This is a genomic window from Kineococcus aurantiacus, assembly GCF_013409345.1.
Taxonomy (GTDB): domain Bacteria; phylum Actinomycetota; class Actinomycetes; order Actinomycetales; family Kineococcaceae; genus Kineococcus; species Kineococcus aurantiacus.
The window spans coordinates 1,581,224-1,595,202 of the sequence record NZ_JACCBB010000001.1 but is presented as its reverse complement, the minus strand read 5'-3'; the positions used below and the strand labels follow the sequence as shown (position 1 = coordinate 1,595,202).

Here is a 13,979-nt window from a genome sequence, read left to right as displayed (position 1 = left end):
TCAGTCCTCCGGGGTGCGGTGCGGGACGGGGTGCCCCAGGGCGCCGAGGGCGGCGGCGACCAGGTGCGGGCGGACGAGGTCGAAGGGGATGTCGGCGCAGGCCAGCGAGGCGACGGCGAGACCGCCGACGGCGGTGGTGATGCGCGCGCCCCGCTCGGGGAAGGCGGGCGTGGTGGCCGGGTCGGGTTTCAGCTGCGCCCCGAAGGCCCCGAACAGGACCTCCCCGAGGGCGTCGAGCTGCTCGGTGCCGATGGCGCCGTCCTGACCGCTGAGGGCGGTGAGCACGAAGGCGACCAGGCCGGGTCGGCGGGCCGTGAGGTCGACGAGGGCCTCCACCACGGCGCGGTCGCGCTCGGGGCCCAGCGGGACGTCGCCGACGTCCGCCGCGACGGTGCGCAACGCCCCCAGGGTGTGCGCGACCGTGGCGTCCTGGAGGGCGTCCTTGCCGGGGAACCGGTGCAGCAGACCGGTCTTGGAGTAGCCGACGGCGTCGGCGATGCGCTGGATCGAGGTCTGCTCGACGCCGTGGCGGGCGAACAGCGCCGCGGCCGCGTCGAGGATCTCCTCGTCGATCTGGTCCTTCGTCATGCGAGGCACTGGACCACTGTAGACCGATGTGGACCGGAACGGTCCACCATCGACCGGTCTGGACCGTCCGCCGCCCGCCGGGCCCCTCCTCCCAGAGGACCGCGCCCCGGCCCGGCGCGCGCGCCGGCCCGTGTCCCCCCCCGCTCGCCCCCGCCCCGGACCCGCGCGCGGACCCGGCGCGCGCGGCGGGCCGTGTCGTCGCGGAGGCCTACCCTTGACGGACGATGAGCACTCTCTTCGACGACCTCCCCTTCGGCTCCGGCGACGGGACGTCCGGCCCCACCCCGGGCGCGCCGGTCCCCGCCGCCGCGCCCGCGCGCCGCGGCGGCCTCGACCCGGCCTCGCTGGTGGCCGGGCTGAACCCCCAGCAGCGCCAGGCCGTCGTCCACGCGGGGTCCCCGCTGCTCATCGTCGCCGGCGCCGGGTCGGGCAAGACCCGCGTGCTGACCCACCGCATCGCGCACCTGCTCGCCGAGGGGCGCGCCACGCCCGGGCAGGTCCTGGCGATCACCTTCACCAACAAGGCCGCGGCCGAGATGCGCGAGCGCGTCGCCGCCCTCGTCGGCGACGTCGTGGGCATGGGCGCGCGCAGCATGTGGGTCTCGACGTTCCACTCCGCCTGCGTGCGGATCCTGCGCCGCGAGGTCCAGCACCTGGGCCTGCGGTCCTCGTTCTCGATCTACGACTCCGCCGACTCCCAGCGCCTCATGGCGATGGTGGGCCGCGAGCTGGAGCTGGACCCGAAGAAGCACGCGCCGCGCGCCATGTCGCACATGGTCTCGAACCTCAAGAACGAGCTGGTCGACGAGGAGACGTTCTTCGACCGGGCCAACTCCGGGGACGGCACCGAGACCGAGCGGGTCCTGGCCCGCGCCTACCGGCTGTACCAGGAGCGGCTGCGGCAGGCCAACGCCATGGACTTCGACGACCTCATCATGTCGACCGTCCACCTGCTCCAGGCGTTCCCCGACGTGGCCGAGCACTACCGCCGCCGCTTCCGGCACGTGCTGGTCGACGAGTACCAGGACACCAACCACGCCCAGTACGTGCTCGTGAAGGAACTCGTCGGCACCGGCGAGGGCTCCGTCCCGCGCGGGGAGCTGACCGTCGTCGGTGACGCGGACCAGTCGATCTACGCGTTCCGCGGCGCGACGATCCGCAACATCGTGGAGTTCGAGCAGGACTACCCCGACGCGACGACGATCCTGCTGGAGCAGAACTACCGCTCCACGCAGAACATCCTCACGGCCGCCAACGAGGTCATCAAGCTCAACGACGACCGCCGCCCGAAGAACCTGTGGACCGCGTCGGGCGCGGGCGAGAAGATCACCGGGTACGTCGCCGACGACGAGCACGACGAGGCCGCGTTCGTGGCCGAGGAGGTCGACCGCCTCCACGACCACGCCGACGTGAAGTACAAGGACGTCGCGGTGTTCTACCGCACGAACGCGCAGTCGCGGTCGCTGGAGGAGGTGTTCATCCGCACCGGACTGCCCTACAAGGTGGTCGGCGGGACCCGCTTCTACGAGCGCCGGGAGGTCAAGGACGCCGTCGCGTACCTGCGGGTCCTGGACAACCCCGACGACACCGTCAACCTGCGGCGGGTCCTCAACGTCCCCAAGCGCGGGATCGGCGAGCGCGCCGAGGCCGCGATCGTCGTCCTCGCCGAACGTCAGCGCATCGGGTTCAACGCCGCCCTCGAACGCGCCGACGAGGCCGTGGGGCTGGTCTCCCGGTCCCTCAACGCCGTCAAGGGCTTCGCCCAGCTGATCGCCGACCTGCGCACCCTCGCCGAGTCCGGCGCCTCCCCGGCCGTCGTCCTCGAAGCGGTCCTGGAGCAGACCGGCTACCTCGCCGAGCTGCGCGCCAGCGCCGACCCGCAGGACGAGTCGCGCGTCGAGAACCTCTCCGAGCTCGTCGCGGTCGCCGAGGAGTTCGCCGAGGACAACCCCGAGGGCACCCTGTCCGACTTCCTCGAGCGCGTCTCCCTCGTCGCCGACGCCGACCAGATCCCCGCCGGGGCCGAGGACGACGGCGTCGTGACGCTCATGACCCTGCACACCGCGAAGGGCCTGGAGTTCCCCGTCGTGTTCCTCACGGGCCTGGAGGACGGGACGTTCCCGCACTCGCGGTCCCTGGGCGACCCCGAGCAGCTCGCCGAGGAGCGCCGGCTGGCGTACGTGGGGCTGACGCGCGCCCGGGAACGGCTGTACCTGTCGCGCTCGGCCGTCCGCAGCGCGTGGGGCGCGCCGCAGCAGTACCCGCCGTCGCGGTTCCTCGACGAGGTCCCCGCGACGCTGGTGGACTGGAAGCGGGGGGAGTCGACGTTCCAGGGCGCCTCCTCCTCGACGGCGATGTCGCGCGTCGGGCAGCGGCCCGGGGTGCGCTCGGCGGGCAGCCGCCCCGTCATCGCCCTGAACCCCGGCGACCGCGTCACCCACGACTCCTTCGGGCTGGGGACGGTCGTGCGGGTCGAGGGCGAGGGCGACAAGACCATCGCGCACATCGACTTCCGGTCCGAGGGCACCAAGCGGCTGCTGCTGCGGTACGCGCCGGTCGAGAAGCTCTGACGGCCCGGCGCCCACGCTGCGCGACCGGCCCCTGCGCCGGTCGGGTGGTGGGGGGTGCCGCGGTGAGGCCGGTCGGGTGAGGCGCCCTGCTGGCATCGGCCGCGGCGGCCGACCCTGAGGGGGAGCGCGTGCCGTGCTCAGGACAAGGGCAAACCCGTCGCGAGGCGGGGACGCAAAGCCCAGGGACCTCACGTCGTGAGGTGGCCCGGCTACCCAGGAGGAACGATGACCCGCCGCACGACCACCCTGACCCTCTCCCTCGCGCTGGCCGCCGCGATCGCGCTGCCGACCGCGGGCACCGCCGTGGCGGCCCGCCCGGGCACCCCGCAGCCCTCGACGACCCCCACCGCGACCTCGACGGTCACCGGGACGCCGACGGCCACCCCGACGGCCACCTCCACGGTCAAGCCCGGCCGCGGGTCCGCCCCCGTCGTGACCCGCGGGACGCGCACGCCCAAGGTCGTCGTCGCCGGGACGCTGAAGGCCGTCGACGCGGCCGCCGGCACGGTGACCGTCACCGTCCACGGCGGCCGGGACAAGGGCCTGCGCGGTCAGGACGTGACCGTCGCCCTCACCACCACGACCGTCGTGCGCCAGGACGGGGCCCTCGTCGCGGCCACCGCCCTGCGCGTCGGGGCGCACGTCAACGTGCAGAGCACGCGCGCGAAGGACGGTGCCCTGACCGCCCTGCGGGTGACCGTCGGCGGCGAGGACGCGACGGCCCCGACCGCCGCCCCCACCGCGGCCCCGACCGCCGCCCCGACCGCGACGCCCACCGCGACGGTCACGCGGACCACCTCCCCGACCGCGCACGCCTGAGCGGTCCCCGCACGGACGTCGTCCGGATCCCCCGGCAGCGCCCGCCGCACGCGGCGGCGTCCCCCGGGCGACGTCCTCCGGTCCCGGGGCCCCCGCAGGGCCCCGGGACCACCCCGTGCCGCGGTCAGCGCGCCCGGCGCCGGGGGGAGCGCACGACGTGCCCGGCGGGGATGTGGTCGGTGAGGGCGCGGGCCGCGCTGGCCCGCGCGAACGTCAGCTGCGCGACCCGCACGTAGAGGCAGTCCACCACGAGCAGCTGGGCGTGCCGGGCGGCGAAGGGGCCCTCCCGGAACGTCGTGCCCCCGGCGGCCACCGTCAGGACGACGTCGGCCAGCTGGGACAGCGGTGAACCCGGGTCGCCCGTGACGGCCACCGTCGTGGCGCCGCGGCGGGCGGCGAGCTCGGCGGGTTCGACGACCTCCCGGGTGGCCCCGGAGTGGGAGATCGCGATCGCCACGTCGGCCGGGGTCAGCAGCGCCGCTGACGTCGTCGCGGCGTGCACCTCGGTCCAGTTCCGCACGGGCACGCCGATCCCGAACAGCCGGGCGTCGGTCTCGGCCGCCATCGCCGCACTGCCGCCGACGCCGTACACGTCGACGCGGTGCGCGCGCGCCACGGCCTGGGCGGCCCGTTCCACCGCGTCCAGGTCGAGCCGGCGCGCGGTGTCCTGCAGGCTGCGGACGTCGGCGGCCGCCACGACGGCCGCGACCCGTTCGAGGTCGTCGTCGGGCCCGATCTCGGGGCCCACCTCCGCGGTGCCCCACACCGACGCGCCGGCCTCGTGGGCCCGGCGCCCCTGCTCGCGGGCGACCCACCGCACGAGGCCCTGGTACCCCTCCAGCCCGATGGTCTGGCAGAACCGCGTGACCGCGGCCTGCGACGTGCCGGCGCGGCGGGCCAGTTCCGCGGCCGAGCACTCCTCGACGAGCTCGGGCCGGTCGAGGACGAAGTCGGCGACCTTGCGCAGCGACGGCGGCAGCCCCGCCCGGACCGCGAGGATCCGCTGCGCCGGGTCGTGGGCGTCGACGCTCACCACGACCTCCTCGGGTGGGTTGGGTGGTGGATGACCGATCCAGTCGAAGCAGGCTAGCACCGGGGTGGGCGGCCGCCGACGCTCCGCGCGCGCAACGAGAACGTAACGGGCAGATGCCTTGACACCCCCTCTCCCCTGAGTGAACCATCCATGCAAACCGCAATGGCGCGGTGAATCAACTACTCAGGGGGATGCCTGTGCCCACCTTCAGCGACCACGTCGGACGGTTCGAGCGCGAGGTGACCGACCGCATCGGCCGGTTGTCCGCGCTCGCCACCGGGGGCGGTCTGAACGAGGCCGTGGAACTGCTCGCCGACTGCGTCGAGGGGGGCGGCATCGTGCACGCGTTCGGCACCGGGCACTCCGAGGCCTTCGCCATGGAGATCGCAGGCCGGGCCGGCGGCCTCATCCCGACGAACAAGGTGGCCCTGCGCGACGCGGTGCTCCTCGGCGGCCACGAGATCGCCGAGCTCACCGGCGAACCCCCGCTGGAACGGGACCCCCGCATCGCCGAGGACGTGTTCGCCACGGTGGTCCGCGACCCCCGCGACGTGTTCGTCATCGCCTCCAACTCCGGGGTGAACGGTTCGGTCGTCGGGCTGGCCCTGCTCGCCAAGCAGCACGGCCACCGCGTCGTGGCCGTGACCAGCCTGGAGCACACGAACGCCGTGGAACCCAAGCACCCCAGCGGAAAGCGGCTCGCCGAGATCGCCGACGTGGTCCTCGACAACCTCGCCCCGTACGGCGACGCCACCCTCGAGGGCGTCACCGACGTGGCCGTGGGGGCGGTCTCCTCGCTCACCGCGGCCTACCTCGCGCAGCTGCTGACCATCGGCACCGTCACGGCCCTGGCCGCGCGGGGGAAGGAGACGCCCCTGTACGTCTCGGCCAACGTCCCCGGCGGCCACGACCGGAACCTGACCATCGAAGCCCGGTACGGCGACCGCCTGCGTCGCAGTGCCTGAACGAGGAGGAACCACCGTGAGCGAGTCCACCCCCGTGCAGCGCCGCCGATTCCTCGGGCTGGCCCTGGCCGGCACCCTGCTGCCCGCCGCCACCGCGGCGTGCGCGGCCTCCGGCGGCGGCGACGAGCCCGCCGACGCCGGACCCACCGGGCAGGTCAGCGACGACAACCCCTTCGGCGTCGCCGACGGCACGGCCGTCGAGGCCGTCATCTTCGACGGCGGGTACGGCACCGACTACGTCTCGGCCGTCGCCGCCACCTACGCCGACCTGCACGGCGGGGCGGAGGTCACCGTCGCCCCCTCCACCCAGATCGCCCAGGAGCTGCAGCCCCGGTTCGTCGGCGGCAACCCCCCGGACCTGCTGGACAACTCCGGCGCGAACGCCATCGGGCTGGCCACCATCGCCGCCCAGCTGGAGGACCTCACGCCCCTGACGGAGGCGAAGAACACCGACGGCGAGGTCATCGCCGACACCCTCTACCCGGGCATGCTGACCGACGGCACCTACGACGGCCGTCTCGTGCAGCTCAACTACGTGCTCACCGTCTACGGGCTCTGGTACTCCAAGTCGCTGTTCGACGCCAACGGCTGGAAGGCCCCCACGACGTGGGACGACGCCCTCGCCCTGGGCGCGGCGGCGAAGTCGGCCGGCAAGTACCTGTTCTGCTGGGGCAAGGAGGCCGCGTCCTACTACCTCACCCTGGCCGTCGAGTCGGCGATCAAGGAGGGCGGCGACGAGGTCCGGGTCGCGCTGGGCAACCTCGAGGCGAACGCCTGGAGCCACCCCGCGGTGCAGGCGGTGTTCGCCAAGATGGCCCAGGCCGTGCAGTCCGGGTACTTCCGCCCCGGCGGCGCCGGGACGCAGTTCACCGCCGCCCAGGCCCAGTGGAGCCAGGCCCAGGAGGCGGTCCTGTACCCCTCGGGGTCGTGGATCGAGAACGAGATGAAGTCCCAGACGGCCGAGGGCTTCCAGATGACCGGCTGCCCGGCGCCGTCGGTGACCGCGGGCGCGGCCCTGCCCGCGACGGCCTTCCACGCCAGCGCCGGGGAACCCTTCGTCGTCCCCAGCCAGGCGAAGAACAAGGCCGGCGGCATGGAGGTGCTGCGGCTCATGCTGTCCAAGGAGGGCGCGTCGAACTTCGCCGAGACGAAGCTGTCGTCCACCATCGTCAAGGGCACCGTGCCCGCCGACGCCTTCGGCTCGACCGCGCTGGCCTCCCAGATCGCCATGCTGGACGCGGCGGGGGAGGACACCTTCACGTTCAACTTCAACGACGTCTACGGCTTCACCAGCCAGAACAACGTCCTGTGGAACGGCTTCCTGTCCGGCCAGCTCGACGTCGCGGGCCTGACGAGCGGGCTCCAGCAGCAGTTCGACCAGACCCGCGAGGACAGCAGCATCGTCAAGGTCCAGGTCAAGTGAGGGGTGCCGCGAGCAGTCCGGTGAAGACCCCCGCCGGACCCCGCCGGAAGCTGACGTTCGACCGGGTCAGCCTCGTGGTGGTGTTCCTCGGGATCCCCGTGGCGCTCTACCTGCTGTTCGTCCTCTACCCCTTCACCCAGGCCGCGTGGTACTCGCTGACGTCGTGGTCCGGCTTCACCGCCACCCAGGAGTTCGTCGGGCTGGACAACTACGTGAAGCTGGCCCGCGACGGGCTGTTCCTCGAGGCGGTCGGCAACAGCCTCGTGCTGCTGCTCGTCGTCCCGGCCCTGACGCTGGTGCTCAGCTTCGCCCTGGCCTGCCTGCTGACGTTCGGTGGCTCCTCGACGGGGGCGGTGCGGGGGCTGGCGGGCGCGTCGTTCTACCGCGTCGTCTCGTTCTTCCCCTACGTGGTGCCCGCCATCGTCGTGGGCATCATCTTCGGGCGGGTCTACGACCCCAGCGCCGGTCTGGTGAACGGCGTCCTCACCGGCGTCGGGCTGGACCGGTTCACCGACTTCGCCTGGCTCGGGGACCCCTCGACGGCGATGGCGGCCACGATCGCCGTCATCGTCTGGAGCTTCGTCGGGTTCTACATGGTGCTGTTCGTGGCCGCGATCCGCGGCATCCCCGCGGAGGTCTTCGAGGCCGCCCGCCTCGACGGGGCCGGCCGGTTCCGGACGGCCGTGTCCGTCGCCGTCCCCGGCATCGCCGGGTCGCTGCGCACGGCGTACGTGTACCTGGGGATCTTCGCCCTCGACGCGTTCGTCTTCCTCGCCGCCCTCAACCCCGACGGCGGCCCGGGCAACTCCACCCTCGTCATCACCCAGCAGATCTTCACGACGGCGTTCAAGGAGGGCCGGTTCGGCCTGGCCTGCGCCATGGGCGTGCTGCTGGCCGTCCTGACGTTCCTGTTCACCGGGATCGTCTTCGGCGCCGGGCGCGTGCTGGCCCGCCGCGGGGAGCGGACCGGCCCGCGGGGGGTGCGCCCGTGAGCGCCGTCACCGAGCGGGCGCTGGCCCCGCGCGCGGCCGCGCCGACCCGGCGCGGGCCGTCGGGGGAGCGGGCCGTCGCGGTCGGCTCGCACACGGTGCTGGGGATCTGGTCGCTGCTGGTCCTGCTGCCGTTCGCGTGGACGCTCGTGTCCAGCTTCAAGACGACGCGGGAGATCTTCGCCTCCCCGTTCTCGCTGCCGCAGGAGTGGCGGTTCGAGAACTACGTCAACGCCTGGCGCACGGCCGGCATCGGGTCGTACTTCCTCAACTCCGTCGTCGTCGTGGTGTGCGCCCTGGCGCTGACGATGGTCATGGGGGCGATGTCGGCGTACGTGCTGGCGCGGTTCTCCTTCCGCGGCCGCACCGTCCTGCGCTACCTCGTCGTGGCGGGCCTGACGTTCCCGGTGTTCCTCGCCGTCGTGCCGCTGTTCTTCATCCTGCGCCAGGTCGGGGTCCTGAACACCCTGCCCGGGCTGATCCTCAGCTACGCGACGTATGCCTACCCGTTCACGGTGTTCTTCCTCATGAGCTTCTTCGAGGAGCTGCCCGGGGAGGTCGCCGAGGCCGCCTCGATCGACGGGGCCAGCGAGTGGCGCACGTTCTTCCAGGTCATGCTGCCGATGGCCGGCCCGGGCCTGGCGGCCGTCGCGATCCTCAACTTCGTCGGGTTGTGGAACCAGTACCTGCTGCCGGTGGTGCTGAACTCCGACCGCGACAACTACGTGCTGACGCAGGGGCTGGGGGCGTTCGCCTCCTCGTCGGGCTACGACGTCGACTTCGGGGCCCTGTTCGCCGGGGCCGTCATGACGATCCTGCCCGTCCTGGTCGTCTACCTGGTGTTCCAGCGCCGGCTGCAGGGGGCGGTCGCGGCCGGCGGGCTGAAGTGAGCCGCCGGTGAACCCGGCCGGTGTCGTGCTGGCGGTCGACGCGGGGGGCAGCACCACCCGCGCGCTCGTCCTCGACGGGGCCGGGGAACCGCTGGCCCGGGCCACCACGGGCCCGGGCAACCCCACGGCCGTCGGGGTCGAGACGGCGCTGAGCGCCCTGCGCGGCGCGGTGTCCGCGGCGCTGGCCCGGGCCGGCCGCGGCCCCGGCGAGGTCGTCTCGGCCGTCGTGGCCAGCGCCGGCTCGGACCGGCTCGTCAGCGCCGGGCGCCTGGCCGCGCACCTGGGGCTCGACCCCGCGACGCCGTTCCGCCGCGTCCCGGACCTGCTCGCGATGTTCCACTCCGCCGCCGACGAGGACGACGGGGCGGGCCTCATCGCCGGCACCGGGTCGGTGGCGGCCCGGGTCCGCGACGGCGCCCTGGACCGCGTCGTCGGCGGGACCGGCTGGCTGCTGGGCGACGCGGGGTCCGGCTTCTGGGTCGGGCACCGCGTGGTGCGGGCCGTCACGGCCGACCTGGACGGCACCGGCCCGCCCACGACGCTCACCGCGGCCGTCCTCACCGAGTTCGGCCTGGCCGACGACCGGCGGCCGCGGGAGGGCCGGCCGTTCGTGCTGGGTGAGCTCGTCGACGCCGCCTACGGCGCCGAGCCCGTGCGGCTGGCCCGGCTGGCCCCCTCCTGCTTCGCGGCGGCCGGGGCCGGTGACGCCGTCGCCGCCGGCATCGTCGCGGCGGCGCAGGACGAGCTGGCGGTCCTCGTGCGCGCGGTCGCCGGGCCCGGCCCGCTCGTGGTGGGGGGCAGCGTGTGGCGGCGCGGCATCGAGGCCACGCTCACGGGGGCGGCCACCGGTGCGCTGCGCGAGGCGCTGGCCGGCCGGGACGTGCGGCCCGCCGACGACGGGCTGCTGGGGGCGGCCGTGCTGGCGCTGCGCCCCCTGGGGTGCGACCCCCTCAGGCTCCGCGCAGCAGCTGCACGGCCAGCACGGCCATGACGACCGCGACCGACAGGTCCAGCACGCGCCAGGCCGCGGGCCGGGCGAACACCGGTCGCAGGAAGCGGGCGCCGCGGCCCAGCAGCGTGAACCACAGCACGCTGCCCAGGGCCGCGCCGGCGCCGAACCACCACCGCTGCGCGCCGTGCGCCGCAGCGACCGAGCCGAGCAGCACGACGGTGTCCAGGTAGACGTGGGGGTTCAGCCAGGTCAGGGCGGCCGCCGTCGCCACGACCGGGCGCAGGCCGGCGGCCCGGCCCGAGGTGTCGGCGTGCAGCGCCCCGGGGCGCCACGCGCGGCGCAGGGCGAAGGCCCCGTAGGCCAGCAGGAACACCGCACCGGCGACGCGCAGGACGGTCAGGACCCCCGGGGCGGCCTGGACGAGCGCCCCGGCGCCGGCCACCCCGGCGCCGATGAGGACGACGTCGCTGACCACGCACACCGCGACGACCGCGCCCACGTGCTCACCGCGCACGCCCTGCTTGATGACGAAGGTGTTCTGCGCGCCGATCGCGACGATGAGGGACAGGCCGAACAGCAGGCCCGACAGGAGGGTGAGCACCCGCCCGACGGTAGGCAGCCGCGGGCCGTGACTCCAGTTCAGGGTTCTACACCGTCCTTAGGATCGCTTCATGGACCTCGACCTCGCCCAGCTGCGCGCCCTGGCCGCCGTCGTGGCCGAGGGGACGTTCGAGGCGGCCGCCCGGACCCTGCACCTGACCCCCTCGGCGGTCAGCCAGCGCATCCGCGCGCTGGAGGGCGCCGCGGGCCGGGTGCTGGTCGTGCGCAGCAAGCCGGTGCGGCCCACCGAGGCCGGCCGGGCGGTGCTGCGGCTGGCCCGCGAGGTCGAGCTGCTGGCAGCCGACGCCCGCCGCGAGATCGGCGGCACCGACCGCGCGCCCGTGCTGCCCGTCGCCGTGAACGCGGACTCCCTGGCCACCTGGTTCCTGCGCGCCGTCGCGCCGCTGGCCGGTGAGTTCTGCTTCGACCTGCGCCGGGAGGACCAGGAGCGGACGGGGGAGCTCCTGCGGACCGGCGCCGTCGTCGCCGCCGTCACGACCGAGGCCGTCCCCGTCCCCGGGTGCACGTCGACCCCGCTGGGCGCGGTCCACTACCAGCCGTGCGCCACGGCCGCCTTCGCCCGCCGCTGGTTCGGCGAGGGCGCCACCCGCGAGGCCCTGGCCCGCGCGCCGGTGGTCGTCTTCGACCGCGACGACGACCTGCAGGACGGGTGGCTGCGGGGGTTCGGCGCGCCCGACCCGCCCCGGCACCACGTCCCGGCCACCTCCGACTTCGCCGAGGCCGTCCGGTGGGGGTTCGGCTGGGGGATGCTCCTGCCCGAGCAGGCCGCGACGTTCGGGCCGGGGGAGCTGGTGGACCTCGACCCCGGCGGCGGCGTCGACGTGCTGCTGCACTGGCAGCGGTGGAAGATCCGCTCGCCGTCGCTGGACCGGCTCACCGAGGCGGTCCTGGCCGCCTGGCGGTGAGGGGCGCGGGCGGGCAGGCTCGGGGCGTGGCCGAATCCTGCTGGGACTACCCGCGCCCACCGCGCCTGGAACCCGCCCGCCGTCGCGTGCGGGTCCTGGCTCCCGACGGCGCCGTCCTGGCCGACGTGCCCGCCGACCCCTCGGCCCCGCGCGCCTGGCGGGTCCTGGAGACCTCGCACCCGCCGACGTACTACGTCGCCGGGGACGCCGTGGCGGCCGGGCGGCTGCGCCCGGCGGCCGGGACGAGCTGGTGCGAGTGGAAGGGGCAGGCGTCGTACGTGGACCTGCTGGACGCCGGGGGGCGGGTCGTGCGCGAGCGCGCGGCGTGGACGTACCCGCACCCCACCCCCGGGTTCGAGCCGCTGGCCGGTGCGTTCGCGTTCTACCCCTCCGGGGTGCGCTGCCTGCTCGACGACGAGGAGGTGCTGGCCCAGGAGGGGGACTTCTACGGCGGGTGGATCAGCTCGGAGGTGACCGGGCCGTTCAAGGGGGCGCCCGGGACGCTGGGCTGGTGAGCCGGGCTCAGAGGTGGGTGGCGGCGACGTCGCGGCGCCGGCGGCTGCGGGCGTGCTGGGACCGGGCGGCGTCCAGCGCCCCCACGACCGGGGCCGCGCTGATCCCGTGCACGGCGACCGACAGCGCGACGGTGAAACCGACGGTCGCCCACAGCTGCTCGGCGGGGAACTCGCCCTCGCCCAGGGCGTAGGCCAGGTAGAACAGGGACCCGATCCCGCGGACGCCGAAGACGGAGATGACCCACCGCTCCCGCGGCCCGCCGGGGCTGCGCAGCAGGCTCAGGTACCCCACCAGGGGCCGGACCACCACGACGAGCAGGACCCCGACGAGGGCCAGCCGCCAGGTCAGCGCGTCCAGCAGCCCGTCGGTGAGGGCCGCGCCGAGCAGCAGCAGCACCCAGGCGGTCAGCATCCGCTCGACCTGCTCGACGAACTCGTGGGCGACCCGGTGGGCGCCGTGCGCCCGCTCGGCCGAGCGGATGGTGCAGGCGGCGACGAAGACGGCGACGAACCCGTACCCGTGGACGAGCTCGGTCACGCCGTAGGCCAGGAACGTCACGGCCAGGGCGGTGAAACCCTCGGCGTCGTCGGCCAGCCGCAGCGACGGCAGCGGGGAGTGGAAGAACAGCCGGCCCAGGACCCAGCCGATGAGGCACCCGGACACGACGCCCACGACGCCGCGCAGCGCGACGTCCTCGAGGAACCAGTCGCGCAGCGCGACCACGGAGAAACCGGTGGTCGCCAGGACCACGGCGAGGTGCACGACGGGGAAGGCGGCACCGTCGTTGAGCCCGGCCTCGCTGGTGAGGGCGAAGCGGACCTCGTCCTCGGTGCCCTCCTCGTCGGCCGGTTCCCCGACCTGCACGTCACCGGCGAGCACCGGGTCGGTCGGGGCCAGGGCCGCGCCCAGCAGGAGGGCGGCCGCGACGGGCAGACCCGCCAGCGCCCAGCCCGCCCAGGCCACGAGCGCGATGGTCAGCGGCATCGCGACGACGATGAGCCGCCAGGTGGAGGCCCAGCGCCGCCAGCCGACGGCGCGGTCCAGGGCCAGGCCCGCCCCCATGAGGGAGATGATGACGACGAGCTCGGTGACGTGCTGGGTGGCCTCGCTGTGCTTGAGCGGGTCGACGGTCGGCAACCCGGGGACGAGGCCCAGCAGGACCCCGCCCCCGAGGAAGGCCATCGGCAGGTTGACCGGCAGCCGGTCCACCACCCGGGGCAGCAGCGCCGCGACGAGGGCGCTGGCGCCCGCGAGGGTGAACAGGACCGGGGAGAGCACCTGGGTCAGCGGTGGTGGGTCGGCGGCGACGCGTCAGCGGCGACGGCCGCGGAGCGAACCCACGATCGAGACGCCGATGGCCGCGACGACCACCTGGAAGACGAGTTCGATCCAGTCGAACCCGTTGGTGTCCGCGACGCCGAGGCCGCGGGCCAGCGCGGTCCCGATGAGGGCCGCGACGATGCCGACGATGATCGTCAGCAGGATGCTGATGTTCTGCCGGCCGGGCAGGACCAGGCGCGCGAGCGCGCCGATGATCAGGCCCACGACGATGGCGGTGATGATGCCGGTGACGGTCACGAGTTCCTCCAGTTCTAGGCTGCCCGTGAATCTCTGCGGGTCAGCGCGGCAACGGTTCCGTTTCCGCGACGCGCCCGAACACTGCCACGTTTCGGGACCCTGCGCGCGCTGGAACCGTCCGGCCCCCGGT

At 74.4% G+C, this 13,979-nt stretch carries 14 protein-coding genes and 1 riboswitch; of the genes, 9 read left to right on the top strand and 5 right to left on the bottom strand.

The window, feature by feature from the left end:
- Positions 1-588, bottom strand: a complete 588-nt coding sequence (locus tag BJ968_RS07635; RefSeq protein WP_218884924.1) for a TetR/AcrR family transcriptional regulator — start codon at positions 586-588, stop codon at positions 1-3.
- A gap of 224 nt (positions 589-812) precedes the next feature.
- On the opposite strand from BJ968_RS07635, the gene pcrA reads away from it, so the two are divergent.
- Positions 813-3,158 carry a DNA helicase PcrA gene (gene pcrA / locus BJ968_RS07630; protein ID WP_179750648.1) on the top strand — a complete coding sequence of 782 codons (2,346 nt, stop codon included), beginning with the start codon at positions 813-815 and terminating at the stop codon, positions 3,156-3,158.
- Positions 3,159-3,295: 137 nt separating this feature from the next.
- A riboswitch (cyclic di-GMP riboswitch) is annotated at positions 3,296-3,375 on the top strand.
- Between the two features lie 8 nt (positions 3,376-3,383).
- Positions 3,384-3,977 (top strand): DUF5666 domain-containing protein, encoded by a 594-nt coding sequence (locus BJ968_RS07625; protein WP_179750646.1) that lies wholly within the window; start codon positions 3,384-3,386, stop codon positions 3,975-3,977.
- 124 nt (positions 3,978-4,101) lie between these two features.
- Here BJ968_RS07625 and BJ968_RS07620 read toward each other — a convergent pair whose 3' ends face one another.
- Positions 4,102-5,010: a MurR/RpiR family transcriptional regulator gene (locus BJ968_RS07620; protein ID WP_218884922.1), complete on the bottom strand. Its 909-nt coding sequence runs from the start codon at positions 5,008-5,010 to the stop codon at positions 4,102-4,104.
- 191 nt (positions 5,011-5,201) lie between these two features.
- Between BJ968_RS07620 and BJ968_RS07615 the strand changes: the two genes are divergently transcribed.
- Genes BJ968_RS07615 through BJ968_RS07595 form a run of 5 tightly spaced genes read left to right on the top strand, consistent with a single transcriptional unit; the run spans position 5,202 to position 10,268 of the window.
- A complete protein-coding gene (locus BJ968_RS07615) occupies positions 5,202-5,975 on the top strand; it encodes a sugar isomerase domain-containing protein (RefSeq protein WP_179750644.1) in 774 nt (257 codons plus the stop codon).
- Positions 5,976-5,991: 16 nt separating this feature from the next.
- The gene (gene ngcE, locus BJ968_RS07610) at positions 5,992-7,398 is read left to right on the top strand and encodes an N-acetylglucosamine/diacetylchitobiose ABC transporter substrate-binding protein (RefSeq protein WP_218884917.1); all 1,407 of its coding nucleotides are present in this window, start codon (positions 5,992-5,994) and stop codon (positions 7,396-7,398) included.
- Positions 7,399-7,418: 20 nt separating this feature from the next.
- The gene (locus BJ968_RS24275) at positions 7,419-8,390 is read left to right on the top strand and encodes an ABC transporter permease subunit (RefSeq protein WP_218884914.1); all 972 of its coding nucleotides are present in this window, start codon (positions 7,419-7,421) and stop codon (positions 8,388-8,390) included.
- Complete coding sequence (locus BJ968_RS24270; RefSeq protein ID WP_179750642.1) at positions 8,387-9,277, top strand: carbohydrate ABC transporter permease; 891 nt, start codon at positions 8,387-8,389, stop codon at positions 9,275-9,277. Before BJ968_RS24275 ends, BJ968_RS24270 begins: the two co-directional genes overlap by 4 nt.
- Positions 9,278-9,284: 7 nt before the next feature.
- Positions 9,285-10,268, top strand: a complete 984-nt coding sequence (locus BJ968_RS07595) for a BadF/BadG/BcrA/BcrD ATPase family protein (protein ID WP_179750640.1) — start codon at positions 9,285-9,287, stop codon at positions 10,266-10,268.
- Here BJ968_RS07595 and BJ968_RS07590 read toward each other — a convergent pair.
- Positions 10,228-10,830: a LysE family transporter gene (locus BJ968_RS07590; protein WP_179750637.1), complete on the bottom strand. Its 603-nt coding sequence runs from the start codon at positions 10,828-10,830 to the stop codon at positions 10,228-10,230. The two genes, BJ968_RS07595 and BJ968_RS07590, sit on opposite strands and share 41 nt — an antisense overlap.
- Before the next feature lie 70 nt (positions 10,831-10,900).
- Here BJ968_RS07590 and BJ968_RS07585 point away from each other — a divergent pair, with 70 nt between their 5' ends.
- Both BJ968_RS07585 and BJ968_RS07580 read left to right on the top strand, forming a co-directional pair.
- Positions 10,901-11,755, top strand: a complete 855-nt coding sequence (locus BJ968_RS07585; RefSeq protein ID WP_179750635.1) for a LysR family transcriptional regulator ArgP — start codon at positions 10,901-10,903, stop codon at positions 11,753-11,755.
- A gap of 26 nt (positions 11,756-11,781) precedes the next feature.
- Positions 11,782-12,270, top strand: coding sequence for a DUF427 domain-containing protein (locus tag BJ968_RS07580; protein ID WP_179750633.1), 489 nt, complete (start codon positions 11,782-11,784; stop codon positions 12,268-12,270).
- A gap of 7 nt (positions 12,271-12,277) precedes the next feature.
- Here the strand turns inward: BJ968_RS07580 and BJ968_RS07575 are convergent, their stop codons facing one another.
- On the bottom strand, positions 12,278-13,549 hold the full coding sequence (locus tag BJ968_RS07575; RefSeq protein ID WP_179750631.1) for a cation:proton antiporter domain-containing protein: 1,272 nt from the start codon (positions 13,547-13,549) through the stop codon (positions 12,278-12,280).
- Between the two features lie 33 nt (positions 13,550-13,582).
- Positions 13,583-13,849: a GlsB/YeaQ/YmgE family stress response membrane protein gene (locus BJ968_RS07570; protein ID WP_179750629.1), complete on the bottom strand. Its 267-nt coding sequence runs from the start codon at positions 13,847-13,849 to the stop codon at positions 13,583-13,585.
- Positions 13,850-13,979: the final 130 nt, after the last annotated feature.